Annotated in this window: 22 protein-coding genes and 1 pseudogene; 9 read left to right on the plus strand and 14 right to left on the minus strand. The window is 60.8% G+C overall.

Annotated elements, in window-relative coordinates:
- Positions 1-161: 161 nt before the first annotated feature.
- Positions 162-560 (minus strand): GFA family protein, encoded by a 399-nt coding sequence (locus HDG33_RS35100; RefSeq protein WP_184040516.1) that lies wholly within the window; start codon positions 558-560, stop codon positions 162-164.
- Between the two features lie 363 nt (positions 561-923).
- Entirely contained in the window at positions 924-1,154 is a 231-nt protein-coding gene (locus HDG33_RS37870; RefSeq protein WP_260330698.1) for a hypothetical protein, read from the minus strand.
- Positions 1,155-1,478: 324 nt separating this feature from the next.
- Between HDG33_RS37870 and HDG33_RS35110 the strand changes: the two genes are divergently transcribed.
- Positions 1,479-3,098 (plus strand): methyl-accepting chemotaxis protein, encoded by a 1,620-nt coding sequence (locus HDG33_RS35110; RefSeq protein WP_184040518.1) that lies wholly within the window; start codon positions 1,479-1,481, stop codon positions 3,096-3,098.
- A 182-nt stretch (positions 3,099-3,280) separates the two neighbouring features.
- Here the strand turns inward: HDG33_RS35110 and HDG33_RS35115 are convergent, their stop codons facing one another.
- The 3 genes from HDG33_RS35115 to HDG33_RS35125 all read right to left on the minus strand — a co-directional run bounded on the left by HDG33_RS35115 (position 3,281) and on the right by HDG33_RS35125 (position 5,262).
- Complete coding sequence (locus HDG33_RS35115) at positions 3,281-3,703, minus strand: PaaI family thioesterase (RefSeq protein WP_184040520.1); 423 nt, start codon at positions 3,701-3,703, stop codon at positions 3,281-3,283.
- A gap of 443 nt (positions 3,704-4,146) precedes the next feature.
- Positions 4,147-4,611 (minus strand): SRPBCC family protein, encoded by a 465-nt coding sequence (locus tag HDG33_RS35120; protein ID WP_184040524.1) that lies wholly within the window; start codon positions 4,609-4,611, stop codon positions 4,147-4,149.
- A gap of 18 nt (positions 4,612-4,629) precedes the next feature.
- Positions 4,630-5,262 (minus strand): LysE family transporter, encoded by a 633-nt coding sequence (locus HDG33_RS35125; RefSeq protein ID WP_184040527.1) that lies wholly within the window; start codon positions 5,260-5,262, stop codon positions 4,630-4,632.
- Between the two features lie 94 nt (positions 5,263-5,356).
- On the opposite strand from HDG33_RS35125, the gene HDG33_RS35130 reads away from it, so the two are divergent.
- Positions 5,357-5,821 (plus strand): Lrp/AsnC family transcriptional regulator, encoded by a 465-nt coding sequence (locus HDG33_RS35130; RefSeq protein WP_184040530.1) that lies wholly within the window; start codon positions 5,357-5,359, stop codon positions 5,819-5,821.
- A gap of 172 nt (positions 5,822-5,993) precedes the next feature.
- Here the strand turns inward: HDG33_RS35130 and HDG33_RS35135 are convergent, their stop codons facing one another.
- The 3 genes from HDG33_RS35135 to HDG33_RS35140 form a co-directional block, all read right to left on the minus strand.
- Positions 5,994-7,718, minus strand: coding sequence for a phospholipase D-like domain-containing protein (locus tag HDG33_RS35135; RefSeq protein WP_184040533.1), 1,725 nt, complete (start codon positions 7,716-7,718; stop codon positions 5,994-5,996).
- 716 nt (positions 7,719-8,434) lie between these two features.
- Positions 8,435-8,560 (minus strand): hypothetical protein, encoded by a 126-nt coding sequence (locus tag HDG33_RS37875; RefSeq protein WP_260330699.1) that lies wholly within the window; start codon positions 8,558-8,560, stop codon positions 8,435-8,437.
- A 121-nt stretch (positions 8,561-8,681) separates the two neighbouring features.
- Complete coding sequence (locus HDG33_RS35140) at positions 8,682-10,199, minus strand: cytochrome P450 (RefSeq protein ID WP_260330700.1); 1,518 nt, start codon at positions 10,197-10,199, stop codon at positions 8,682-8,684.
- Positions 10,200-10,814: 615 nt separating this feature from the next.
- Here HDG33_RS35140 and HDG33_RS38520 point away from each other — a divergent pair.
- From HDG33_RS38520 to HDG33_RS35155, 3 genes are all read left to right on the plus strand, one after another.
- A complete protein-coding gene (locus tag HDG33_RS38520; RefSeq protein WP_184040576.1) occupies positions 10,815-11,060 on the plus strand; it encodes a lipocalin-like domain-containing protein in 246 nt (81 codons plus the stop codon).
- Between the two features lie 564 nt (positions 11,061-11,624).
- A complete protein-coding gene (locus HDG33_RS35150; protein WP_184040546.1) occupies positions 11,625-12,458 on the plus strand; it encodes a class I SAM-dependent methyltransferase in 834 nt (277 codons plus the stop codon).
- Between the two features lie 667 nt (positions 12,459-13,125).
- Entirely contained in the window at positions 13,126-13,944 is an 819-nt protein-coding gene (locus tag HDG33_RS35155) for an alpha/beta fold hydrolase (protein WP_184040549.1), read from the plus strand.
- A gap of 369 nt (positions 13,945-14,313) precedes the next feature.
- Here HDG33_RS35155 and HDG33_RS35160 read toward each other — a convergent pair whose 3' ends face one another.
- The gene (locus tag HDG33_RS35160; protein ID WP_184040552.1) at positions 14,314-15,021 is read right to left on the minus strand and encodes a pirin family protein; all 708 of its coding nucleotides are present in this window, start codon (positions 15,019-15,021) and stop codon (positions 14,314-14,316) included.
- A gap of 85 nt (positions 15,022-15,106) precedes the next feature.
- Positions 15,107-15,871 carry an SDR family NAD(P)-dependent oxidoreductase gene (locus HDG33_RS35165; RefSeq protein WP_184040555.1) on the minus strand — a complete coding sequence of 255 codons (765 nt, stop codon included), beginning with the start codon at positions 15,869-15,871 and terminating at the stop codon, positions 15,107-15,109.
- A 138-nt stretch (positions 15,872-16,009) separates the two neighbouring features.
- On the opposite strand from HDG33_RS35165, the gene HDG33_RS35170 reads away from it, so the two are divergent.
- The 3 genes and pseudogenes from HDG33_RS35170 to HDG33_RS35180 all read left to right on the plus strand — a co-directional run bounded on the left by HDG33_RS35170 (position 16,010) and on the right by HDG33_RS35180 (position 18,452).
- Positions 16,010-16,927, plus strand: coding sequence for a LysR family transcriptional regulator (locus HDG33_RS35170; RefSeq protein ID WP_184040558.1), 918 nt, complete (start codon positions 16,010-16,012; stop codon positions 16,925-16,927).
- 162 nt (positions 16,928-17,089) lie between these two features.
- Positions 17,090-18,014 (plus strand): annotated as a pseudogene (locus tag HDG33_RS35175) (alpha/beta hydrolase).
- Between the two features lie 33 nt (positions 18,015-18,047).
- The gene (locus tag HDG33_RS35180) at positions 18,048-18,452 is read left to right on the plus strand and encodes a nuclear transport factor 2 family protein (protein WP_184040560.1); all 405 of its coding nucleotides are present in this window, start codon (positions 18,048-18,050) and stop codon (positions 18,450-18,452) included.
- Between the two features lie 104 nt (positions 18,453-18,556).
- On the opposite strand, the gene HDG33_RS35185 is transcribed toward HDG33_RS35180, so the two are convergent.
- Complete coding sequence (locus tag HDG33_RS35185; RefSeq protein WP_184040562.1) at positions 18,557-19,477, minus strand: LysR family transcriptional regulator; 921 nt, start codon at positions 19,475-19,477, stop codon at positions 18,557-18,559.
- Between the two features lie 128 nt (positions 19,478-19,605).
- On the opposite strand from HDG33_RS35185, the gene HDG33_RS35190 reads away from it, so the two are divergent.
- Complete coding sequence (locus tag HDG33_RS35190) at positions 19,606-21,009, plus strand: MFS transporter (RefSeq protein ID WP_184040564.1); 1,404 nt, start codon at positions 19,606-19,608, stop codon at positions 21,007-21,009.
- A 282-nt stretch (positions 21,010-21,291) separates the two neighbouring features.
- Here the strand turns inward: HDG33_RS35190 and HDG33_RS35195 are convergent, their stop codons facing one another.
- The 3 genes from HDG33_RS35195 to HDG33_RS35205 form a co-directional block, all read right to left on the minus strand.
- Entirely contained in the window at positions 21,292-21,978 is a 687-nt protein-coding gene (locus tag HDG33_RS35195) for a hypothetical protein (protein WP_184040565.1), read from the minus strand.
- A gap of 1,082 nt (positions 21,979-23,060) precedes the next feature.
- Positions 23,061-23,366: a hypothetical protein gene (locus HDG33_RS35200; RefSeq protein WP_260330701.1), complete on the minus strand. Its 306-nt coding sequence runs from the start codon at positions 23,364-23,366 to the stop codon at positions 23,061-23,063.
- Between the two features lie 262 nt (positions 23,367-23,628).
- Positions 23,629-24,411, minus strand: a 783-nt coding sequence (locus HDG33_RS35205; protein ID WP_221311638.1) for a putative Na+/H+ antiporter, incomplete at its 5' end; no start/stop codon positions are given.

A 24,411-nucleotide genomic window follows, 5' to 3' on the forward strand; every position in this document is an offset into this window, starting at 1 on the left:
CGTACAATTTTAGCGCCCCATGCCTGGAGACCGTTCTACACGTCAATCACATTCGCCGGTGTTATCAACTGCTGAACGGTGGCTCGTCGGCTCGCCGACAGGCGACGTTCATTGTGTTGCATCGACCGGTTGAATCCGCCGTGCAGCCCTGCCATTTGAATTCAGCCTTTGGAGTAGCTGCCCTCGTGTTTCGGCAGGGCGTCAGATACATGAACCCACGGTAACTTGCTCGATGTCCAAGTGTGATGCTCGGGAGGAACCAGGTCCGGCACGTCGAGACTGCATGTCGTAATGTCAATCTCGTCGGGGAAATCGTCGTGTTGATAGGTCAATTGCGTGCCACAGTCCGGGCAGAAAGTTCGCAAAACCGCTTTACTGCTTGCGAAGCTCCTTGGTTCGCCATGGACGAACCGAAACTCGGATCGCTTGACGCTAAACCAGGCGACGAACGGGGCCGCAGATGCGCGGCGACAGTCTGCGCAGTGACAAACTGTGGAGTTGAAGGGTGTATCCAATACTTCATAACGGACTTCTCCGCAAAAACAGCGACCTTTGAGCATTGCTCCCTCCGTGGCGTGACAGTCGCCCGCAGCGCAACGATCGTATGCGCCCGCCAATTGTAGAGGTCCGGGCTGAAGATCTCGCAGGGTCGATAGCGCAGGTGGCGCTCGAACTAGGGGATAGCGCCTCGGTCGGCTGTTTCCTTTCCGAGTGTAACGGCGACTGACCGCTTTCGGCTACCAGTTCGGATGGCCGTTCCTGGCCGAGCGGTGACGACTAACTAACCAATAACGCGGCCATCTGCGCCGTAGACTCCACACTCGTCGCCTTGTACCTTTGCTTCGAGCTTCCGTGCTAACTGCCACATCTTGCCGAGAATCGCGACGTCAGGATTCTTGACTACTACATTGCCTTGCCGGAAATCAAACCACGCCATGTTCCCACTTACAGCGGTTCCGGCATGGGCTGTCCAGACGGCCAATCCCTCGCTCTATCCGCAGGACGTTGGCGTCGCCAACGATCGCACTCGCATAACCGTCGAGACGCATATCTGGGTCGGACTGAACGAGTGCCTTCCACTCGTAGATACCAATTTTGAGTCCGCTTTCGTCAAACCAATTTTCCTTGCGGGTGATGTGGACGTCGTATCCCATATCTATGTCCCCGAACTCGCAGTTAGTCTGCAAAGCAGCATTGTCAGCGATCTGGCAGCCTCGGTCGAGTGCCCGCTTCTGGCCGGCTGGTGCCTGATGACGCTCCGTGGGAGCCGACGCACAAGGGCCCTCCGATACGCCTTGGCAAGGTGGTAACCGAGGGTTTCACGGGATGAAACTTTCGCTCGTATCCGCCGATAACTCGAGCAGGAACCACCTGGATGGCCGCCGGACAGTGCGCCGGCGCCACACGGCGCGCCCATACACATGCCACTTCGCCCGGCAGCCCTGCGCGGTTTCCATTCATTTGCACGAGGACTCAGGATGCACAAGCTCAGTTTTACGCAGAAGCTTTGGCTGCCGTTGATCATCAGCCTCGTCGCGTTGCTCGCCGTCTCCGTATCGGCGGCGTGGCAGTCGCGCGAGACGCGCATCGAAGAACGTAAGCACGACCTCACGAACATCGCGCACGTCGGACTCAGCATCGTGACGGAGTATGCGGCGCTGGCGCAAAGCGGCGCGTTGCCGGAGGCGGATGCCCGCAAGCAGGCACTCGAACGCCTGCGCGGCGTCCGCTACGGCGAAGACGGCTACTTCCTCGTGATCAATTCGAAGCCGCAGATGGTGATGCATCCGATCAAGCCGGCACTCGAAAGCAAGGATCTCACGGGCAGCGCCGATGCCGACGGCCGTCACCATTACGTGACGTTCGCGTCGACCGCACAGGCGCCTGACGGCGGCTTCGTCGACTACGTGTTCCCGCATTCAGGCGCGGCGTCGACACAGGCGGTCGGCAAGATCGGCTACGTGGTGCGCTATGCGCCGTGGGATTGGATCATCGCAACCGGCGCCTATGTTGACGACATCGACGCTGCGTTCATGGCGTCGTTGTGGCTGATCGGCGCGATCTTCGTGGCCGTGTCCACGGTCCTCGTGACGCTCGTCGCGGTGACGAACCGCAGCATCGCGCGCATGGTCGGCGGCGATCCGGCCTATGCGGCCAACGTGGCGGACGCGATCGCATCGGGCGACCTGACGGTGGCGATCCGCACGCGCAACGGCGACACGTCGAGCCTCCTACACGTAATGCAGCGGATGCGCGACGCGCTGACGGGTACCATCTGCCAGATCAAGCATGCGTCCGACAACGTCGCGTGCAGCGCGAACGAGATCGCGAACGGCAACGCGGACCTGTCGTCGCGCACCGAGAGCCAGGCGGCGTCGTTGCAGGAAACGGCGTCGAGCATGGAGCAGATGACGGCGATGGTCCGCCAGACTGCAGACAACGCGCGCACTGCCAGCGAGCTTGCGGCCGGCGCCGCGAAAATCGCGAACCGCGGCGGCGACATGGTCACGCAGGCCGTCGCGGCGATGAAGGGGATCTCGAACGAATCGGGTCGCATGGTCGAGATCATCGCGACGATCGAGGGCATCGCATTTCAGACCAACATTCTCGCGCTGAATGCTGCGGTTGAGGCAGCACGCGCGGGCGAGCAAGGCCGCGGCTTCGCAGTCGTCGCGAGCGAGGTGCGCAGCCTCGCGCAGCGTAGCGCGGCCGCGGCGAAGGAAATTCGCGAGCTGATCAGTCATGCGGTGGGCAGCGTCGGCAGTGGTGCAGCGCTGGTCGAAAGCACCGGCTCGACGATTGACGAAGCGCGCGACGCGATCATGCGTGTGACCGGTGTCGTGCAGGAAATCGCTGCGGCCGCGGCGGAACAGAGCGCTGGCATCGACCAGGTGAATCTCGCGGTCACGCAGATGGACAGCATGACGCAGCAGAACGCGGCGCTCGTCGAGCAGGCGGCGGCCGCGGCACAGTCGCTGAAGGAGCAGGCGATGAGTCTGCAACGCGCGGCCGCGGCGTTTCAGGTGGGCGACGCTGACGCTAACGGCGGTGCACAGCTCGCGCCGGCTTCGGCGCAGCACTGCGCAGTGTTCGCGTAAGGACCCGCGCCGCAATCTCGCGGCGAACCTCGCGTTTCATGGCACGTCTGCGCATTTTTTTGGACCGTCACCTTGCCACCCCAATACGGCCGCTCAACGCGTCGTCCGCCAACGACGGCTTTCGATCACACACCAGCCGTTATAAAACTTAGCGGCTCTCGCAACAGCGGCGGTGTTAATCGTTACCGACGGAGGTTAGCGATCGTTGCCTGCATGATTGCAATCACATTATGCTCGTCCCCAACTCCGGAGAACGCCCGGACTTCACCTGTGCAGACGGTAAGGGTCTTGCCTGCATTCTGTACTCGTCCGATAGCCAGAAAGCGCTTACCAACAGCTGGCCGCAAGAGATTAATTTTGAATTCTGTTGTGACGACTTCAAAGTCAGGCGCTACCTTCGTCAGCGCTGCGTATCCGCATGCGCTGTCTAGAATGCTCGACGTAGCGCCCGCATGGAGATAGCCGTGTTGCTGAGACAGTTGACTTGAAAAAGGTAGGCCGATCTGCACCTCCCCGTCTTTAACGAGGAGAAGCTGTGCGCCAAGTGTAAGCATCAACCCCTGCGCGTTGAAGCTGTTTGCAATTTGCGTGTGAAGATCGGCCATTGTCGTCGGAAAAAAGGCGGTTCGGTGAAGCGATTCGGCGGCACTTAAATCGTATCAACTGCTCTAGCGACGGAGACGCGCGACATTCGCAGTTCCGGTACGAATGAGCCGTTACGTCGCATGCCGCCGATCGCCGGCACCCACAGTCGGGGCAATACATGCGCGCTGCACCCGGCCGTATACCGCCCGGCGACAACGCAGCGACGCTGCTCCCCGGATTCGTTGCCTCAAAGCCGACTGTCGCGCCGCGGCGAGAGCATTGGACTCTCCATCCGTCCGCGAGCTGATCAATTTGCGTGACAGGCTGCCCTGCGTCCTGCTGCAAGCCCAGTGTGGCGACAGCAAGTCCGCAATCCGCGGATTTGACCGGCACCGCTCGCAATTGGCGGTGTACGTCGGTGTCGCAGAAGCCGTGAAGCTGCTGCAGCCACGGGCCGAGCGCTTCAGCGGATTGGAGTTGCCAGCAGCAACTCGCGACAAGCTGCTATCTTACGTGCCCAGTCGTCGATCATTGCAGCGAAGCGCTCGCCAACGAAATCCTCGATCGCCTGTTCGCCCGCAGCGTTCAGCGCGGTGAGCTCGTAGCTCACCCATACTTCGGTGCGCGCCTGGTCGATTGCGACACAACGCACGTCGACAAGGCTGGTGCGCGAGGCCGGTGTGCAGCGTAAGTAGCGCGATCGGTGGGCCTTGCTGTCGAAGTCAGCCAGGGTCCAGATGGTCAGCTCATCACCCTGACCAGTGGTGAACACCATACCGGACTCTGTGCGGCCGTCGCGGGGGTAGACGTAGGTTGGCTTCCAGCCGTCAACCCACAGCTCCTCGCCGGCCGGCGTGAAGAACATGAAGGCTTGGTCGACCGCGGCGTCGACTACGATTCGGTGGCTTGCGTGCAGACGGTGCGCCATGGGTTAATCCTCCATTGATCATATGGTGAGCTGGCCAAGCTGCCATAGCCCGAGTCCAGCCAGCAGCGCGGCTGAGCATAGGTTGACGGCGCGTTGCCAACGTTCGTCGAAACGGTCGCGCAACTGGCTCACACCGGTAGACAGGATCAACCACCACAGCGACGAGCCCACCAGTACACCGACCACCATCACCCAAGGCGACACCGATGGCGCGCGGCCTGCCAGCGCGCCGAACACCGCCATGAACGACAGGATGGTCGTCGGGTTCGACATCGTCAGCACAAACGTGCCGGCCACGTAGCGCAGTAGTGTGCTGGTCGGCGGGCACGTATACACCCTGCGCACTGCCCGCTTTGTGGCGATGCGCCAGGCAAGCCATAGCAGGAAGCCGCCACCGAACAGGCCCAGCCATAGCCTCAGGCTCAACAACCAGCCGATCAGTCCGCTGACGCCAAACGCGCCGATGGCGCCGTACACTGCGTCGGCGAATGCCGCCCCCAATCCAGTGGCGAGCCCCGCAGGGCGGCCATGGTCCAACGTGCGTTGGATGGCCAGCAATCCAATCTGCCCGACGGGCGCGGCGATCGACAGCCCGATGAGTAGCGATTGGCCGAATAGCACGGGTACGGGTGACGACAAGATGAGATCCATGTCGAGAATTATCCGACGGCATCGAAAAGTTGCACAGAATAAAACACCAACCCAAAATCCAATCAACTTTCGATTTTTCAGGTAGAAGCCCGTTATGACCGAAGCACTGCAACTCGACGCCAAAGCCTGGGCGCTGCTGATGGCACTACAGGAGGATGGGCGCGCACCGCTGAAGACCCTGGCCCTTGCCGCTGGGTTGTCGGTGCCTGCCACTGTGGAGCGACTCAAGCGTCTGAAGGACTCCGGCGTGGTGCGCTCTTTGGGTGTCGAACTGGATCCGGTGCAGGCCGGCTACGCCGTGCGCGCCATTGTCGGCATCACCGTGCCGCAGCCCGGCAAGAATAGCTTTCTCGACAAGCTGCGCCGCGCGCCCGAGGTGCTGGAATGCCATCACGTGGCCGGCGCCGATTCCTACATCGTGACCGTGGTGTCCCCCAGCCTTGAGCAACTGGAGCGCTTTCTCGCCTCCATCAACAGCTATGGCGAGACGCGAACCTCGATCGTCTTCTCCACCCCCATTCCGCGTCGCGGCCTGGTGGTGCCGGGCGCGTCACGCTGAGCCTCCAAGGGGCCGCGGTCGATCCGCTTCTCGCGGTCGCGCCGTTGCCGGTTCAAGGGCAACTACCAGAGCAAAGCGGTCGCTTGAATGACTACTCTCCGTCGATAGTGAATGACGGGAACTGGCCGAAACCTGTCCCACGACAACGGGCTCAGCTCGACCCACAAGAGATTCACGCCAACCTTGTTCGCGCCGCATACTCGGCTGTTCCCTTCTTGTAAGCCTCGTTCACCCATTCATCCCGCGTAACCTTGAGCACCAATGGATCATGCGCGGATTTCGAGCCTTTAGCCTTCGCCCCGTGTTGTGCTTCCCAGACGGCCCGGGCGCGGTAGTGATTGTACAGCCGCATAAACTCGGCAAAGTACACCGCCGCTAGGGCAGTGTTGCCCTTGATCTCCAAAAGGTTCTCGTCGTTCTTTGACACCGAGTTGACACTCAGATTTTGCGACCCGGTATAGATAATCGGATTGGCTGTGTCCGCATCTATCACCACAAACTTGTGATGCACATGCACCGGCGGAATCTTCCCGCCGGGTTGCTTTGCGCTGAAGCTGGAGGTGTCAATGGTCTTTAGCTCAGGCAGAAAAGACCGAGGAGCATTCTTCGAGAAAGCGCCGAAGGGGATCACCTTTTTGTCCTTGCGCGACCGGTGGTAGACCGTCACCGCCACTTGCTGGGACGCAGTCAGTGGCTTACCGGCTTTCTTGGCCTTGGATTCCGGGTTGGAAATGCTGTTAAGCAATCCCAGCATGATCTTGCCTTGATCGCCAGCGGCAAGCAGGGCATCGAGTAACGGCTTGTCGGTGGGGGAAAACAACGCAAACACCACCGAAGACTTTGCAGAGCTGACCGCCTGGATGATGGTATCGATAGAGACGCGGGACTTCGTCTTCTCCGGCGAGAAGAAAATCCGGATCTTGCTATCCGGAATATCAGTAACCGATTTCCACTGGCTGCCGGGGTACAGCAGAGTCCCCTTCGCTGTGGCGGCCGTAGTGGGATCGTTCAGCAGCAAATCGTGCCGGTTGGCGTATAGGGCCGCCATCTGTTTTGATTCGAAAGTGTGCAGAACATTGGCCTGGACGGTCTGAGCCTCGGGGGTGAAGTTCATCGAGCCCATGAGCACCCGCGTGGGCGCCCCACCGTTGAAGCCCACGATGAACTTATCGTGCATCAGGGAAGAGATCTTGGAACGCGGGGTGAAGATGCGCTTGCCATTGGCCAACAGGTCGGCCGCCGGCTTGCTGTCTTCATCGCCCTTGCTGCCCGTCTTGAGAAAGTAGCTGAACGACAGTTGTCCCTTGTACTTCTTCATGGCCGGGATGATTTTCCACTGATCCGTCAGATGGTAGATAGCGCCGGCGACATGGTCGGCGTTGCTGGAGAGAAAGTCGGGCACGGCATTCTCGATGCCGTTGGCCAACCAGGTCATTTGAGCGTTAAGCGACTTCTTGGCAATGCTCAAGAAAGACTGTGAAGAGACAACCGCTCGGTTGAAGTAACTGCCGATGCCTCCTTCGACGGTCTCGGGTAATTTAACCTTCAGGTCAATGGCATCCGCCTGCTGTTCCTGCAGGTTGCTCGGGCCGGTACCTAGCACGGGGGTGATGGTGTAGGTGAAGGTTTTGCCGGCATCCGATGGACCGATACCACCGTCCCACCAGTTGAATTTTTGAATCGGAGCCCGATTGGACAGCTTGGGCTTTGCACCACTCTTTGGCGGTGTGAAGTCCAGCTTGTTATACAGGTACTGCGGAGCACCTGATTTTCCGTAGCCAGGCGAGCGCTTGATTGAAAAGCCCAGGAAATCGGGGTGCTTGTCCCCATCGGCCCAGTCAAAGCAAAGCAGGACCAGCGTGGGACTGGTATAGGCGCGGGCACGGACCTTGGTCATGTCGCTCCTCCTTCGGAGTAGCGTTACGCAGCATGGAAGCGGCAAAGGGTCTTGACGGTGACAAACGAGCCAGCCCGGAAACCCTCGGTACTAAGCCTTGTTGGGTGGCCCCAACCAAGTAATCGACTTGAGCGGCCGGATTTATCGCGCGTCAGGGGAGTTTAATGCGGCGACATTCGCCCGATGCAAATGGGTTTCATCGGGATGTGTGCGGCTGAGCACATTCGGTTGCAAAGGGTTCAAGGTTTCCAGCGCATTGTTTCGGCAATCGAATCCTTCGCGACTGCAACTCGACATTTGAAATACCGAGCCCCGCAGTTCGCTCGACCAGATCGATTAACCGGACGAATCGATGTCCGGCGAACGGTCCCGGTTTTCGACGGCGATTACAATCGGCCGTGCTCGACCCATTGCTGACGGTCGGTTCGTCCGGGTTCCAACGACAGGTATCAGATTGGAAGGGACATACCGGGCCTTCGTCTATGGACTCGTCATCGGCCTCAACTGACGTTCAGGTATCGCCCGTTCATGAGACGGCTTCAAGTCACTCTCCTGCCATTCGAACCCGTTGCGCAGCCCGCCGGCACCCTCAATCAGGCGGCCCAGACCCACGCGCCGTAGCGTGGGTGTGGCCGACGCCAGGATGAAATGGGTACATAATTGTTTGAAGGCCGCCATGTCAGCATGGTGTTCCACCAGCGCGGCATGCAAGCCTTTCAACGCGAACAACCGCGCGGTGGTTCAGCCAGGAAGACCTGCGCCGATGACGACGACATCAAATCGCTCTTGCTGCGGCGCTGTGTCCGCCACACCTCGCCGCCGTTGACGGTGTTGTTGTTCACCTTGCCCTCCTGATCACCGCGCGAACACTGACGCCCGCAGGGCGTTGGATTCCGTTCAGTATAGGTGGCGCCAATGCGGGTACGAAGAGAGGTAACAACGTTTGTCGGACGTGGTTCATAGCTAAGCGACGCCCGAAAGCGCTCGATTTCCGGACTGCTGACGTGTCGAGAGATGCACCGGCATAGCACTCGGTACCATGGTAAAGGCAGTGACCTCCTTTATCGTGTCTGGATCGACAGCCATCCGGACGGAGAAGTTTGCAATCAGCATTGACAGCACCAGTCGCATTTCCACGGAGGCCAGGTGCCGCCCCGGACATACTCGTGGGCCAGCTCCGAATTGCAGGTAGGCGCGGGGCTCATGCGTCTCACGCCGGTGACCCGGTTCGTGCAGCCAGCGATCGGGGTCGAACTGCTCGGGATGCGAAAAATTACGTTCGTCGAGCGTGGCGGGTCGATTCAAGAAAAACATCTTGGTGCCTGCCGGCAGCATGATATCGGAGAGGCAGACGTCCTCCAGCGGCTCAAACGAGTTCACAGCAGCGACAGGACGTAGCCTGCCGGTTTCAGTGCAAACCGCCTCAAACAAATCCAGCTCCTTCAACGAGCTGTATTCCGGGCAAACGCGTGCCGAGCCAAGTACGCCGCGCGCGGTTTCGAAGAGGCGCTGCTGCAAATCGGGATCGGCCGCAATGTATAGAAGCGTCCATGCGACAGAGTTGGCGGTCGTGTCTTCGCCTGCAAGCAGCAGCGTGAGAACATTTGCCGCGACCTGATCGTCGGTTACGCCAGAACCGGGCGCATCGCGCAAGGCCAGCATCGCTTCGAGCAAATGGCGTGGCGAGTCTGAAGGATCATCCCGCATTCGTTCGCGTGCGCGCCGCATCATATCGCGGACGTACCGGTGTACTTCGAGCAGTGCACTATCGAGTCTGCGGTCTCGAGGCAGCCTCACATATCGCCAATATGGGAATGGCGCGTTGATGCGGTTCATCAACATTGGGAATATCAGAGCGAGGTGCTCTTGAATTACGCCGCGATTCTTTTCAAGCGTCCTGGGGTCCTCACCGAAAGCAAGGGAGCTTGTGACATCCACGGTGTAGCGCTTAAGATCTTCCGTCATCTCGACGATAGTCCCTTGCGCCGCTGCGCGTTGCCACCGGAGGTAAAGCCGCTCAGTGATGGCTTTCAGGCTCGGATAAAAAGCCTTGACATGCGGGATCGACAGCGCCTGCATGATGAGTCTGCGTTGAGGTTCCCACGCGGCACCCTCAGCGGAAAAAAGCCCATTACAGCCAATTTCCGCCAGCACCGACTCAATTGACGCATACCGGCGATATCGGTGAGGACGTTCGCGCATGATGGTCTGGCACAACTCCGGGTCTGTCCAGACCGTCACAGGCATTCGGCAGATCTGGAATCTGAAAGGCGACCCGAGCTCTTCCGCCCAATGTTCCAGGACGAGGTGGAGCTTCGTGGGTGACAACTGATGCAGGTTGCCGAGAAAGGGTAGGCCCTTCGGGCACGGAAGATCTGCAACCTGCCTGTAGTGTGTGCGACAGCTGGACGTTGCGCTCATGAGCCAGCCCCTTGTTTCGTGCGTCACTTGCCGAGGGAATCGGAACTCGACGCTGACCATCACTCAAAAAGCATAGTTCATTGCGCGCGTGCAATTCGGCACGAATCTCGAGCGTAAAAATACATGCGGCGTCACACGTAGTATTCGCTTCAGTCGCGCGGGGAAGAGCAATGGATCCACGTTCACGGATTTCGGGATATGTACGCGGGAATAGCAGCAACACCCTGATGAACCATTCGACGCTCTCGTCGCGTCGGATCGAATACGGGTGCAGAATTTCACCGTCTTCGCGCAAACGGTCGAAGCGAAGCACACCACAGTTCGGATAGCGGGGCTCTTATTCGGTGCGCTCCTCACTCATTCGAAAGAAGTCTTCGCTGCTGAAGTTGAGATGTGCGGACTTTTCCGCTTTTGACAGCCGGTCTTTCAGGAAATCCAACTCCGTCAGATGAGACCAAAACCACTGAGATACGAGGAGACGCAGCCTCGACTTTCGTTGAATTTCAAGAGGCATTTTGCGAACTCATCCCCGGCGGTCGGTCAAATTCCGCCGGGGTATGGTCACTTCAAATTCCCCCACCTGACGACCGTCGATTGAGCTGACGGGAGAAGTGTTGCAGGACGCCCTCATGAAATGGCGCGTAGGGACCATCTCGGCCGGGCCTCTCAGCTTGGCTGACAGATACCGCTGAGGAGAACAAGGCGATTGTCCAGGGAAGCATCGCGTATTTCGGTCGCTACTCCATCGACGAGAGCTCAGCACAGATGCACATTCACTACGATGGCAGCACGTTTCCGAACTGGGACGGAGAAGATCAGGTTCGCTTGGTCGCAGTCTCCAACAATCAACTAAGAATCACGAGCCCAGTATCAGCGGTCGGGGGCGGATCGGTTCACCTCGTGCTTCGTCGTCTGAACTAGAAGCGCTCGCCCCGCGTTCAAGGCGAAGGACCGCTCCCATGTCCTGACGATACGGTCGTCGAGGCCTGATGTGCGACCGCTCGTGGCCGGACAGCGACCGATGGTCGACCGCGCCCCGACTCTGCCTGCATTCAAATCACGTCGGACTCGTCACTCGTCCGCCAGCGGATCGATGCGGCTCGCCTTAAGAATTCGCGAATCTGCCATGGTCGAAGAGTCATTCGCTCAAAATCGCGCCGGCCGCTGCGCGACGGAATCCGCCCATTATTTTCGGCGTCCCGGGCAAAACATCTGGACGCCCGGTCATTCCTCCATGCGACTGACGTGCTGATACTGGCACTCACGCGATTCTGCAACAAAGGTCACATTCTGAAAGCCCGAAGCGCTATACGTCACACATCGTGCCGGCGCCACCTCGGCATTTCCGACAGGCCGATTTTCGGATCCCGTGTGGTTTGCCCGATCGTCGCGCGGGCACGCTCAAATCAAGATTTCGCGGCGCCAATTGAGGCGCGGGAACCACGCATTTTCGAATGCGTCGCGCCCGTCTTTCAGGAGATATTTATGTCCGCTGCTGATTCCGCTTTCGCACCCGTTGCAGACTTCGCCGCCGTCAAGATCCGTCAACAGGCAGCCTGGTCGACTGGCGACTACGCCGTCGTTGGCACCACTCTGCAAATCGTCGGGGAGAACCTGTGCGAGGCGCTTGATCTGCGCGCCGGCAGTCGCGTGCTTGACGTCGCCGCAGGTAACGGCAACGCGACGCTTGCTGCCGCGCGCCGCTGGTGCGACGTCACGTCGACTGACTACGTCGCCTCGCTGCTCGATTCGGGTCGTGCGCGCGCACAGGCTGAAGGACTCCGGGTGCAGTTCCAGGAAGCTGATGCTGAAGCGCTGCCCTACGCGGATGCTTCATTTGACATCGTGATGTCGACTTTCGGTGTGATGTTCACCCCCGATCAGGAAAAAGCGGCGGCCGAACTCGCACGTGTTTGCAAGTCTGGAGGATGGATTGGCCTCGCCAACTGGACGCCAGATAGCTTCATCGGGAAGCTATTCAAGACGATTGGCAAGTACATTCCACCGCCGGCCGGCGTGAATTCGCCAGCGCTCTGGGGCACAAAGACGCGCCTCGACGAGTTGTTCGACGGCACCTCCCGGAAAATCACTGCGATCAGCCGCGATTTTACGTTCCGCTACCGTTCGTCGGCGCATTTCATCGAGGTGTTCCGCACGTTCTATGGGCCGATGAACAAGGCGTTCTCCTCACTCGAAGGGGAACGGCAGGCGGCATTCCTCGCCGATCTGATCACACTGATCGAGGACGGGAACCGGTCGAACGATGCAACACTTGTCCTGCCGAGCGAGTATCTCGAAGTCGTGGTGGAACGAATGTAAATCCTGAGTGAGAGGCAGGATTGCCGCATCAGTAGATTGATCTGCGCGTCGTATTGTCGGGAGTTGATCGTGCCGTTTCGATGCCGTGTTTCGTCACTGCTGACTTCGCTGCAGCCGCACCCAGCGAAGTCAGCCCATCGACGTTTGTCCTCGTGGGACTGGCACACGTGACGACAATCCCTCACCTGTGCACACGAGACGTTAGACACGCGTTTGCCGAAGCCCAAGGTCGAGCTGAGGATCTGTCGGCCACTCGACGACGTTTCGCCCGATCAGTTCCGCCGGTGGCAGCCAAAGGGTCCGCCAGACAATGCTTGCCGAGATATGGCATAGAGTCTGCAAGTGCACGGCGTTCACACCAACACCCATGCGCAATCGACTGCGTGGTCCATCGGAGACCATATGCCGTTATCGAAAAAGGCGCTCGACCGAGCTGAAAACAGTTTGTCGGGACGTTCATCTCGGACTCGTCGTCGACATGATGGAACTTGAACGCCGCTTGCATTGATATGAAATCGACTGATGAGGCGGCAGCCAGACCTGTCCGCTATCGATCGGTCCGGGCGCCGTGGCATGCGCGTGAAGTCCCGGCCATCGCCAGCGACCCGCGCTACCCAAAGCGTTGAAATGCCCTGTCCAGCAACCGTCCACCCGATTTTCGAAGTTCATGAACGACATAAATTGCACTGCTGCATCGCAAGCCTTCACATCTGCAACGTCGGTAATCGCACTGCATTGCTCTGGGTCGGGAGCCGCTCAATGGCGAAAGCTCGGGGAGGCCCTTGGTTTGCGCCACGCGTTCGTCACGCCCGAGCATTACGGCTGCGAAAGCACGGGCCCATGGAGCGGCGAGCGCGCGTTCACACTTGCCGACGAGGCGGCGAGGACCGTGGGCATCATCGATGCCTCGTGCGGCAAGGTCCATCTCGTAGGTCACTCGTATGGCGGTGGTGTAGCGTTGCGTGCAGCGCTCGAGCGACCTGAACGTATCGCAAGTCTGACGCTTTACGAGCCATCGGCGTTTCATCTGCTCAAGATGATGGGCTCGTACGGAGCGCATGCGCTCGCAGAAATCATTGCAATTTCGAAGCGCACCGCCGATGGCGTGAGCTGCGGCGACTATCGGGGCGCCGCGGCTACGTTCGTCGATTACTGGAGCGGCTTGGGCGCGTGGGACGCGCTGCGGCCCTCGGTGCAGGCCGCGCTCACACGCTGGGCTCCGAAGGCACCGCTCGATTTCCGCGCGCTGCTCGACGAGCACACGCCCGCCAACGCGTACGCCACGCTGCGTGTTCCGGCACTGATCATGCGCGGACAGCACGCACCCGTTCCAACGCGCGCGATCGCCGAGCGGTTGCCGATGCTGCTGCCAGCGGCGCGCCTTGCAGTGGTCGAAGGCGCGGGACACATGGGGCCTGTCACGCACGCCGACAAGGTCAATGCGGCCGTCGTGCGGCATATCGCCGAAGCCGATGCGACGATCTGAACCACGGGAATCAATCGGGATGTGAAGCCGGGAAACCGGTGGCTCTCGAACGTAACCGCAAAACCTTGCGGCAGTTCAGCGTAGAAAGGGGTGGCCGCTTTGCTGCGGAGAGCCGTCGCCAGAACGGCCAACCGACAACTCACGTGAACGACCGCTCATGGCCGAACCCGGTCCGACAGCAAACTTCGGCGAGGGGCTGAACACCGCCGGTCGCGATCGGCGACACCCGACCCATCTCCGCCATAGGCAACGTCAGTATCAACGTCTGCAGTTCACCCCAAAACAGCCACCTAACTCTCACAGGCGCGGTTCTCGAAGTCGGAAACAGCAATGAATGGGGTTGCGGCACGCCCTAATGGAGCCCTTGTCCTAGCGTAAGAGCTCGACAATCACGACATCAGTGTCGTCTCGCGCCCTCAGCATGAGCCGCGTTTCATCGCGAATGGCAATGCCATCGCGTCGCGCCAGCCTGATCGGCCCTACGTCCAGTCGCCCATGATCCGCAACCAGATAAGCCGAACCGGGCATCGGCAAAACGTGCTGCATCGCCGTGCCTTCGCGCAGCGTCGCGATACGCACACGTGCGTCGGCGTGAATGGGCAACGCGCCGGCGCGGACATCCTCCGGATCGCCGCTCGCCAGCGTAACGAATCGGCCCTCGCGACATCCGGGCGCACAGACTCGCGTCGCGCAGCGCGTTGTACTGGCAGGTGTGTGCGGACGGAGCCAGATCTGGAACTGCCGCGCGGGTGTATTTTCCTCGTTGCGCTCGGCGTGATGGATCGCTGCGCCGGCACTCATCACATGGACGGAATCGGCGACCAGACGCGCGCGATTGCCCGTGTCGTCTTCGTAAGTGATGGCGCCCGAACGCACCCACGTGACGATCTCGACGTCGCGGTGAGCATGCGGGCCGAGGCCCGAGTGCGGCGCGAATTCAACGTCGTTCCACATATAGAGCGGACCGAGCGGCGCATGGTCGGCGTGCCCGGAGTCGCCCGCGCGGAAATGCTGGCGGACATCAACGCAGCCGCGGCGGATTGCGCCAAGCGCAAGAAAAGGCCGATGTTCCATCATGATGGCGCTCGATTCGAGGGGCGCCGGGCGTGGGTCGCGATCGTCGAAGACCGCATCCACCGCACCCCGCGCGCCCGAGCCACGCTCAGATTTGCTGCTGGCCGCCGTCGACGAACAATTCGATGCCGTTCACGAAGCTCGCGTCGTCCGAGGCCAGGAACAGCGCCGCGCTGGCGATCTCGCCGGGCTCGCCGAGGCGCCCCATCGGGATCTGGGCAGCCAGGTAATCGGCGAGACCCTGGCGCTGGGCAGCATCGTCGCCGGCGAGATCGAGCAGGCCGGGCGTGCGAGTCGCGCCCGGGCTGATCGTGTTCACGCGGATGCGGCGCTCCTTGAGGTCGAGAATCCAGCTGCGTGCAAAGGCACGCACCGCCGCCTTCGAAGCCGAATACACGCTGAACGCCGCGGTGCCTGCGCTACCCGCCGTCGAGCCGGTGAGAATCACCGATGCGCCCTCGGCGAGCAGCGGCAGCGCCTTTTGCACCGTGAACAGCACGCCCTTCACGTTTCGGTCGAAGGTGTCGTCGTAGTGCGCTTCGGTGATGCTGCCAAGCGGCAGCATCGAACCGCCGCCGGCGTTCACGAACAGCACGTCGAGGCGCCCCTGTTCTTCCTTGATTTGCGCATACAGCGCGTCAAGTTCACCGAGCTTTGTGGAGTCCGAACGTACGCCGGTCGCCTTGCCACCGGCTTCGCGAATGCCCTTCACGGCGTCATCGAGTTCAGCCTGACGGCGGCCCGTGAGATAGACGTGCGCACCTTCGGCCGCGAAGCGTTGGGCGGTGGCAAGACCGATGCCGCTGGTTGCGCCGGTGACGAGTGCGATCTTGTTGTCGAGTTTGCGTGCCATGGTATTGCTCCTTTCGTTGGATCGGTGAGGGTTGCGTTGGTGTTGCGTGCTGCGATGTGAGGAGAATATCGACGGCCCGATCTTTTCGAAATAGAATTAATCGCAAACAAACGTTGCATAATTGAAAAGATGAGGGAAATGGCTCAACTACCTGATTTCGAGGGGCTCGCGATGTTCGCGAAGGTGGCCGAGCACGGGTCGTTTGCGGCTGCCGCGCGCGCGACGGGGGTGTCGGTCGCCACGGTCTCGCGTGGTGTCGCCCGCCTGGAGGAGCGGTTGGGCGCACGGCTTTTCAATCGCACGTCGCGCCAGCTCTCGCTCACCGAGTTCGGCCGGACAATCAGCGAGAAAGCCGGCGAGATCTATCGCCAGGCCGAGGAGGCGGAAAGCTCGGCGCGCGAAATGTCGGTGCAGCCGCGCGGGCAGGTGCGTCTGGCCGTGCCGATGTCGTACGGGCTGCGTTGGGTTGCGCCGCTGCTGCCGGGCTTCTTTCGCGCGTATCCGGAGGTGTCAATCGACCTGCATCTATCGGATGCGTCGGTCGATCTGGTCGCCGATGGGTTCGACGCCGCGCTGCGTATCGCCGCGCTTCCGGATTCATCTCTGGTCGCGCGGCGGCTGTGCGCGGTCACGCAATTCGTGGTGGCGTCGCCGGAATATCTGAGGCGTGAAGGACGGCCCACGCATCCGCGCGAGTTGGCCGATCGCCCCTGTCTCTCGTACGCGTACCGCGCGCGTAGCGCTGTATGGCGCTTCACGAACGACGCAGGTGAGGAGGAGCCGGTGATGCCGACGGGCCCGCTGCGCGTGACGAACGCCGATGCGCTGTTGCCCACGCTGCTCGACGGCCTTGCGATCGCCGAACTGCCTGAATTCATCGTGGGCGAATATCTGGCCGATGGCCGCCTCGAAGCGATCCTCACCGACTGGTCGCTGACGAAGGGCGGTCTTTACTTCGTCACGCCGTCGGCGCGCGCGCGGCCCGCGAAAGTCGCGGCGCTGTCGGATTACTTTGCCGAGCACCTTTCCGAGCCAACATGGCGATGGCCGAAATGATGCATCGGCGCAGTGGATCAGCCAGCGTCCATCATTGCATTCATGCAATGATGGATTTCAAACGATTCCATTTCGCAAATATTGTCCGATCCGTATTCTCCTTTCCACCGGCTGCACGACATCACGTCGCAAGCCACTCAACCAAACGAAAGGAGAATCACGATGAACACGCAAGCCACACCGAACACGCCCGATACCGCGACTGTTGCCTTCCTCGACGCGCTGAACAGCGCCACCGGCCCGGCAATTGAGACGCTCACGCCCGCCGAAGCGCGCGAAGTCCTGGCAGGTGCCCAGCGCAGCGCGCCGGTTGACGTCTCGGGCATCGACGTCACGCGCCGCACGATCGAGCAGGACGGCCTGGTCGTGTCGCTTGTCGTGGTCAAGCCGCAGGATTCGCGCGGTGTGCTGCCCGTGTTCATGTTCTTCCACGGCGGTGGCTGGATTCTCGGCGACTACCCGACGCATGAGCGTCTCGTGCGGGACCTCGTTGTCCAGTCGGGCTCGGCGGCGGTGTTCGTCGAATACACGCCTTCGCCCGAAGCGCGCTATCCGGTCGCGATCAACGAAGCCTACTCCGCGACGAAGTGGGTTGCCGCACATGGCGCGGAGATCGGCGTCGATGGCACGCGGCTGGCAGTCGTGGGCAACAGCGTTGGCGGCAACATAGCCGCGGTCGTCAGCCAGATGGCGAAGGACCGTCAAGGTCCGGCAATCCGCTTCCAGGGCCTCATGTGGCCGGTGACTAGCCACGTGTTCGACAATGCCTCGTACGACGCCTTCGCAAATGGCTACTTCCTGAGCCGAAAGCGAGCGCAACGAACGCTACGCGTCGCCGCTGCGCGCCTCGCTCGACGCATTGAAGGGCTTGCCGCCGGCGCTCATCCAGACGGCACAGTTCGACGTGCTGCGCGATGAAGGTGAGGCATACGGATATCGGCTCGACCAGGCGGGCAACGACGTGACGACGGCCCAGTACAAAGGCACGATTCACGACTTCGGCCTGCTCAACGTGCTTGCTGCCGACGCACCGACGCGTGCCGCCATTCAGCAGATGGCGACTGCGTTGAAGACGCATCTGCAATGAATCGCATCCGTTAATGCTTTTATCGAGCCGATCATGAACAACGCTAAACAACTGCTTTCCGCTTATCTCGAATCGATTCGTGACCCACGCGCGGCCGCCGCACTGTTTGCCGACGATGGCGTGCTGGAGCTCCCTTATCTGAAGTCGCTTGGCATCGACGGGCGTGCACAGGGGCCAAAAGCGATCGAAGGCTTCATCGCCTCGCTGCTCGCGAAAGTACCGGATTTTTCGTTCAGAAATGCGCGGCTGCTGATCGAAACGCCTGAGCAGGTATTCGCCGAATATGAAGTCGAAGCGCTCGTGCCATCGACGGGGAAAATCTATCGCCAGTTGTACGCAGGGCGGCTGGTGGCGCGCGACGGAAAAATCCTGCTGTTGCGCGAAGCACTGGATACGATGGCTGTGGCACACGCATTTTCGATGGCGCAGCCCATTTGAAGATATGACGATGAAAGGCCGCTTTATCAATCGAAGCGGCCTGATAACGTTTCATCCCGGCTGCCGCAGTTGGCCGCACCCGGCCGGACGACCCGTGGGTATATTCAAACCGGTGAATTGGAGATGTTGCCGAATCGCTCCACGACAAAGTCAATGAAACTGCGAAGCTTCGGAGACATCTGGCGATCACGCAAATAGAGCAGATTGATCGACCGGACCGGGGGCCTATGAGACGGCAGTACCTCGAGCAACCGGTTCGTCTTGAGATCTGTGTCCACGAGAATGGCGGGCAGCATTGCGATGCCCATGCCAGCAAGCACGGCCCTGCGCAGGGCGTCCGCATTGTCGATCTTCAAGCGTCCATCGATGGGCACACTTACGCTTCCGTTCGGTCCAGACAGCGTCCACTCGGGCTGTGCCGCGTGCATTTCGGAGCGAAGTGGATAGGCGTAGGTGAGGCATTGGTGGAAGCGAAGCTCCTCCGGCGTCGCCGGTACGCCGTTCGAATCGAAGTATGCGCGCGACGCACATAGCACGAGGCGATACGGCTGCAGAGGACGTGCAACGAGGTCATGGTTACCCGGCGTACCGATGCGAATGGCCGCTTCGAATCCGTCCTCAATCAAATCCGTCAATGCATCGGTGGCGACGACATCCAGCCGGACCTCGGGGTAGCGTCGGCAATAATCCGCAATTGCTGGGATCAGACACTCGTTGCTGAAAATCACAGGTGCAGTGATGCGCAAGCGTCCGCGCGGGGTCGCAAGATGATCGAGCGCCAGGCTTTCGGCGTCGTTGACAAGGCCGAGAATTTCGACACAACGGTCATAGTAGGCCCGCCCGAACGCGCTGATCTGCTGCTTGCGCGTGGTGCGGTGGATCAGTCGTGTGCCGAGTCGGGCCTCCAGCGCCTGCAGGTGGTTGCCGACCATGGTGGGCGACAGATCACACGCGAGCGCGGCGGCCGTCAGGCTACCGGACTCGACGACGCGCACGAAAACAGTCATTGCCTTGAGGAGATCCATTACACAATATTAGTGGGTTCTGTGCCAACCCGCACACGCTTTATCAATGATAACGGGGGAATTAAAGTGCGTCATGGCCAACGCTCGAACGGTCCCGTTCGTATCGCGCCCAACCCGGACCGCTCATCATGCATAGACCCTCGACGCGATCGCCGCGCCTCGCCTTGCTCGCCGCCAGCCTTGGCTTCGTCATCATCTGTCTCGACGTCACAGTGGTAAACGTCGCGCTCGCGCGCATTCGGGAAACCTTATCCGTCAGCGCCGCGGAGCTGGAATGGGTGCTCAATGCCTACACGCTCGCCTTTGCCTGCCTTCTGCTCAGCGCAGGCGCACTCGGTGACCGGCTGGGGGCACGGCGCGTGTTCGTCAGTGGCTTTGCATTATTTACTTTGGCGTCGGTGGGATGCGGCTTCGCAACCGGCGCGGCCACGCTGGTCACGGCGCGGGTGGCGCAGGGCGTCGGGGCTGCGTTGTGCGTGCCGTCGTCGCTATCGCTGCTCAACGCGAGCTTTCCCGACCCTCGGGCGCGAGCCAGGGCCGTGAGTATCTGGGCCGGAACGGCCGCGCTCGCGCTCGGGGCCGGTCCGGTCGTGGGAGGGGGGCTAGTCGACTGTTTCGGCTGGCCGAGCATCTTTCTGATCAACGTGCCGTTCGGTGCTGCCGGCATCTGGCTGACGCTAGCCCATGCGCCCGATACTGTCCGTAACGCAGCGCGCCGCTTCGATCTGCCGGGGCAGATATTGGCGGTGGTTGCGCTCGCCGCGCTGCTGTTCGGCTTCGTCGAAAGCGGAAGCCTGGGTTGGAGAGGTCCGGCTGTGCGGACGGGTATTGCTTGTTCTGTCCTGTTCGGCCTACTGTTCGTGCTGGTGGAAAAGCGGCAACGGCATCCGATGCTGCCGCTTTCACTATTCCAGATACCGGCCATCAATGTGAGTTCGGCGATCGGGCTGTCGCTCAACTTCGGCTATTACGGGCTGATGTTCGCGATGAGCCTCTTCTTCCAGAGCGTGCGGCACTATACGCCGCTCGAGACCGGCCTGGCCTTCTTGCCGATGACCGCCGTTGTGACCGTGGCGAACCTCGCGTCTGGCGCCCTCACGGCACGGTTCGGCTACCGTCTTCCGATGGCGGTCGGGCAGGCTCTGGCGGCGGCCGGCTTCCTGTCGCTCGGACTGATCGAGGTCAGCAGCGGTTACCTGGCGATTACGGCACCATTGCTGGCGATCGGTGTCGGTGTCGCGCTAACGGTTCCGTCGATCAATACTGCGGTCCTTGCGAACGTCGATCCGCGATCCGTCGGTATTGCTTCAGGCGTGCTGAACACGGCGCGCCAAATTGGAGGCGCACTCGGAGTAGGTGTCTTCGGATCGCTTGCCGACGGAACGGCCGGCAACCTGGTCAGCGGCCTGCACGCGGCCGTCATGATGGCTGGGGCTTTCATGGCGGCGGGCGTGGTGATGGCGATTACCGGTTTGAAACCGGCAGGATCGGTGGAACGGCTCGGAGCGGCTCGCCAGGGCGTTCGACGGTGAGCCCGTTGTTGATGTGATCGGCTCTCAGCGACCCGCTTCGGCCCGTCGTCTCATCGAGACTACAGATGCCGCTTTCAATGTACAACAGACACTCACGCGGTGGACTACCCGCGCAGCAAACCCGGGCATTCCCGACCGCCGTGTCAGTTGTGCGTTCGCGATTCGCATGATTATGAGTTCTTCACGAGAACCTCGCGCTATCAGGAAGTGCTCCGCGCGACATCTTGATGGGGACCAACGGGAGGGCCCCAGGCTGGCCGCTCGGACGAAACAATGGGGCGCTCAATAATGAACTGTCAGCGGCTCCGGGTAGTTCTGCGTGAGCGAGTAGGTGCTTTCCGCCTGCCAGCCTGGTACATTAAAGGGGAACGGAGAAGATGAAAGGCAATGGGCGTCAACCAGTGACGACTTCACGGTGATGTTCGTTGAGTAGGTGTCGGCTGCCACGTACACCGCCGCGTCCGCACCCTGTCTAATGACTGAGGCGGGTCTCAATTTCGCGAACAGATCATCAATAACAGGTACCCCACTGCAGTCCGAAGTTGGATATTTAGCGGGGTTGAAGTCGCCTGCCCACTCATACTGGGACGCAGAAATCTGGCCACCGCTGTTGGACGCCCGCTGAATCGGTACGAGAATGGTGGCTCCGTTAATGTTGAGAACGACGCCGGCCGTCCGGGGAGGGCTCGAGACCGAGATCAGTGGCCCGACCATCTTACCCTGAGCGTCGAAGACCTTCAGGACGCGATGCTCTCCGCGTTCGCCATTTTCCCGGCCGTCGGAGCGGTCGCCATCGCCACCGTATGAGAGTGACGTTACGCTCAAACCGAGCAAAGCAGCCACAAGCGATTTTGCGCATTTGATATCTCCTTTTGTCGGTGACGCGGTCAGTCGGCCCCGGGCGCCTGAGGTCTTCGCGTCCTCCAAGGAAGGGACGTTCCACGTGCCATTGATTGACGCGAAGCTCATCCGGGGCGGGCCAGCGAGCAGAGTGGTACGGGAAATGCGGTCGCCGCTTCCGGTGCGATCGGTGCGATGCGTCTCTCCTGCCGCCGTCGAGAAGCGTTACCTTTCTGTGCGGCGGTCTGACGGACGAGCAAAGAGGTCAATCGGATAGTTAAACATAGCTGCTGAGTCGAGCTAAGACAAGGCGGTTTGTGGCCTCTTCGAGGCGGCCAATAGTCGGCAGGTATTGTCGATTTTTTAATTGGCGCAGGCTAGACGCTTAACATAAGGATGACTGATTGTGCGGCAATGCGATCCAGCATCGACTGTCCGTTACGGTTTCCCACGCCTTCCCACGCCTGTTTGCGGGCCTGCCCTTCTATTGCGCCTTCGCGTGGTAGCGGCAGTGGCCAACTCAATTCCCCCAGCCGCCGTCTACGGCGGCACATCGGCGTCGCGGACGTGCCGCTGCTGGTCGGTTACGGATGGCACATTACGACCGCTCCTCTGCGTATGCTCCGACGTCGTGTCTGCTCTCGAATGCGAAAGAGACGTTCGAGCGTCCGCGTCGAGACACTCCCCAATGTCCCTTCATGGCCGATCGCGGCGGATCCGCAGGGGACCGTGGCCACGGGTTTTGTCGCAACGGTGACGGATGCAATGCGGTCTAGGCTTCGCAGAATTCAGTGATTTATGAATTATTTGGCTCTTGGTTCGACCGGAATGGAGGCAACGACGCGAGGTATCGCTCACGCGGCGATCGTGTATCGGCTGGCCGATCCGAGTTGCTAGCAATCGGGTTCCGCACGCGGTGCTGCGAAGCCCAAGCCTCTCGCATACGTTGGTACTCGGCTACATCATCCCGCTCGCGACACGGGATTGTGTGGCCAGTGAATAACTTCTCGATGGCCTCCCGGATCATCTGTTCGTCGTCCGCTTGGCTCGACGAGGAAGCAAAGACTTCACTGGCATGCTGCTCGTACTTCGAAGCGACGTGCAGAAGCATGGAGCGTTCGGCCTCGTCCAATTTCTCCGACGCAACGACGACCACGGTTACGCCCGTGCATCCGGTGATGCCATGGGCCAAATGGTCTCCCGTGCGGGCTTCAATGTTCGTGGTCTTGCCGAACTTTGTTTTGCCGTTGTCGAAACGAAAAGCATATAGGACCGAAAATGCCCCATTGCCAACCGAAGGTGTCCGCGAGCAACGGGATGAGCCAGATCGTTGCGACCGTGAGGATGAAGCCGACGGCAAGCTGCAGTGTCAGGGCTGTCCCTACATAAGATTGGTCTGCAAGCTCTGTCACCATCGCAGAAAACTGCGCCGAGTCCGCGACGACCGTGAAGCCCCACACCAGGCCCACAAGGAGAAGAAGCCACGTGGACGAGTCGAACAACAACCCGATGAGCACGCAGCAACTCCCGGAAATAGAAACTGTCGCTAATACTGGAAGGGGGATGGAATGCCGGTCTGCGCGGCTAAGTGCAGGCTGCCGTCACGCGCGTTCATCATGCCGCTGGCCGCGACCTGCGCAGTCGTGGAGGTCTCGTGCAAAATCCAGGCCGGTGTTGGCTATCGCCGCAAGACGTTATTCATCCTGGCCCGGCGTCCTGCGACCGCGCCGCATCGAATCGCACCCGGTTGGCCGCACCGCCGGACAGCGGTGCGGCAGCTTACAGCAACAGCAGCGTGGCGGACACGACGCACGTCGGCACGACAGCAGCGATCAACAGGCCGAGCAGGCTGACTGACCCATCATGGAATCCCTTGTGCACGATGGCGAATCCTGCAGGATTCGGCGCGTTGGCGATCACTGTGAGACCGCCTCCAGCAACTGCGCCGGCCAGCAGCATGTACTTTGCCTGGTCCGGAAGGCCCGCGATCCGCGAGCCGAGATAGGTAATCGCCGCGTTGTCCATGATCGCCGTCAGGCCAAGCGCGCCGGCATAAAGTGCGTAAGCATCGAGCGATGCGACGACCGGCTGCAGCCACCATTGCTGCAAACCCCCGAGCACGATCAGGCCGCCGAGAAAGAACGCGACCAGCAGGCTCTCGCGCAACATCAGCGGCGACTGGTACTGCTCGTATGCCTGCGTGAAGCCCAGAAAGAAAAGCAGGAGGCCGATGAAGATAACCGGGTGATGGGCAGACAGCACCACCGCGACGAGAAAGCCGGTGTGTATCAGCGTGACGCCCGTCGGAACGGGAACCGCGGCGGCGGGCGCGTCGTTGCGCTCTGCGTGCTTCGGGAGCTTGCGGTGCATGAATAGCAGCAGGCCTGTTGCGTTGACCAGCACGGCAATGGCCGCCTTCCAGCCAAACTGCGCCGCCATAAACGCGCTGTCCCATCCCCAGGCGGCGGCAACCATCAGCACCGGAGGCGCGGCATAGGCGGTCAGCATGCCGCCGACCGACACGTTGACAAACAGCACCGCGAGCGTGAGATATTTCCAGTG

The sequence above is a fragment of the Paraburkholderia sp. Cpub6 genome, from assembly GCF_014201065.1.
In the GTDB taxonomy this organism is placed as follows: domain Bacteria; phylum Pseudomonadota; class Gammaproteobacteria; order Burkholderiales; family Burkholderiaceae; genus Paraburkholderia; species Paraburkholderia tuberum.

Bases quoted from the DNA above. Each gene is read 5' to 3' on its own strand.
- HDG33_RS35120 (WP_184040524.1), bottom strand. From the start codon at position 4,611: ATGGCGCACCGTCTGCACGCAAGCCACCGAATCGTAGTCGACGCCGCG.
- HDG33_RS35125 (WP_184040527.1), bottom strand. From the start codon at position 5,262: ATGGATCTCATCTTGTCGTCACCCGTACCCGTGCTATTCGGCCAATCG.
- HDG33_RS37870 (WP_260330698.1), bottom strand. From the start codon at position 1,154: ATGGGATACGACGTCCACATCACCCGCAAGGAAAATTGGTTTGACGAA.
- HDG33_RS35130 (WP_184040530.1), top strand. From the start codon at position 5,357: ATGACCGAAGCACTGCAACTCGACGCCAAAGCCTGGGCGCTGCTGATG.
- HDG33_RS35100 (WP_184040516.1), bottom strand. From the start codon at position 560: ATGCTCAAAGGTCGCTGTTTTTGCGGAGAAGTCCGTTATGAAGTATTG.
- HDG33_RS35185 (WP_184040562.1), bottom strand. From the start codon at position 19,477: ATGGATCTCCTCAAGGCAATGACTGTTTTCGTGCGCGTCGTCGAGTCC.
- HDG33_RS35170 (WP_184040558.1), top strand. From the start codon at position 16,010: ATGGCTCAACTACCTGATTTCGAGGGGCTCGCGATGTTCGCGAAGGTG.
- HDG33_RS35165 (WP_184040555.1), bottom strand. From the start codon at position 15,871: ATGGCACGCAAACTCGACAACAAGATCGCACTCGTCACCGGCGCAACC.
- HDG33_RS35150 (WP_184040546.1), top strand. From the start codon at position 11,625: ATGTCCGCTGCTGATTCCGCTTTCGCACCCGTTGCAGACTTCGCCGCC.
- HDG33_RS35160 (WP_184040552.1), bottom strand. From the start codon at position 15,021: ATGATGGAACATCGGCCTTTTCTTGCGCTTGGCGCAATCCGCCGCGGC.
- HDG33_RS35135 (WP_184040533.1), bottom strand. From the start codon at position 7,718: ATGACCAAGGTCCGTGCCCGCGCCTATACCAGTCCCACGCTGGTCCTG.
- HDG33_RS35195 (WP_184040565.1), bottom strand. From the start codon at position 21,978: ATGAGCTTCGCGTCAATCAATGGCACGTGGAACGTCCCTTCCTTGGAG.
- HDG33_RS35115 (WP_184040520.1), bottom strand. From the start codon at position 3,703: ATGGCCGATCTTCACACGCAAATTGCAAACAGCTTCAACGCGCAGGGG.
- HDG33_RS35155 (WP_184040549.1), top strand. From the start codon at position 13,126: ATGAACGACATAAATTGCACTGCTGCATCGCAAGCCTTCACATCTGCA.
- HDG33_RS35140 (WP_260330700.1), bottom strand. From the start codon at position 10,199: ATGGTCAGCGTCGAGTTCCGATTCCCTCGGCAAGTGACGCACGAAACA.
- HDG33_RS35190 (WP_184040564.1), top strand. From the start codon at position 19,606: ATGCATAGACCCTCGACGCGATCGCCGCGCCTCGCCTTGCTCGCCGCC.
- HDG33_RS35110 (WP_184040518.1), top strand. From the start codon at position 1,479: ATGCACAAGCTCAGTTTTACGCAGAAGCTTTGGCTGCCGTTGATCATC.
- HDG33_RS35180 (WP_184040560.1), top strand. From the start codon at position 18,048: ATGAACAACGCTAAACAACTGCTTTCCGCTTATCTCGAATCGATTCGT.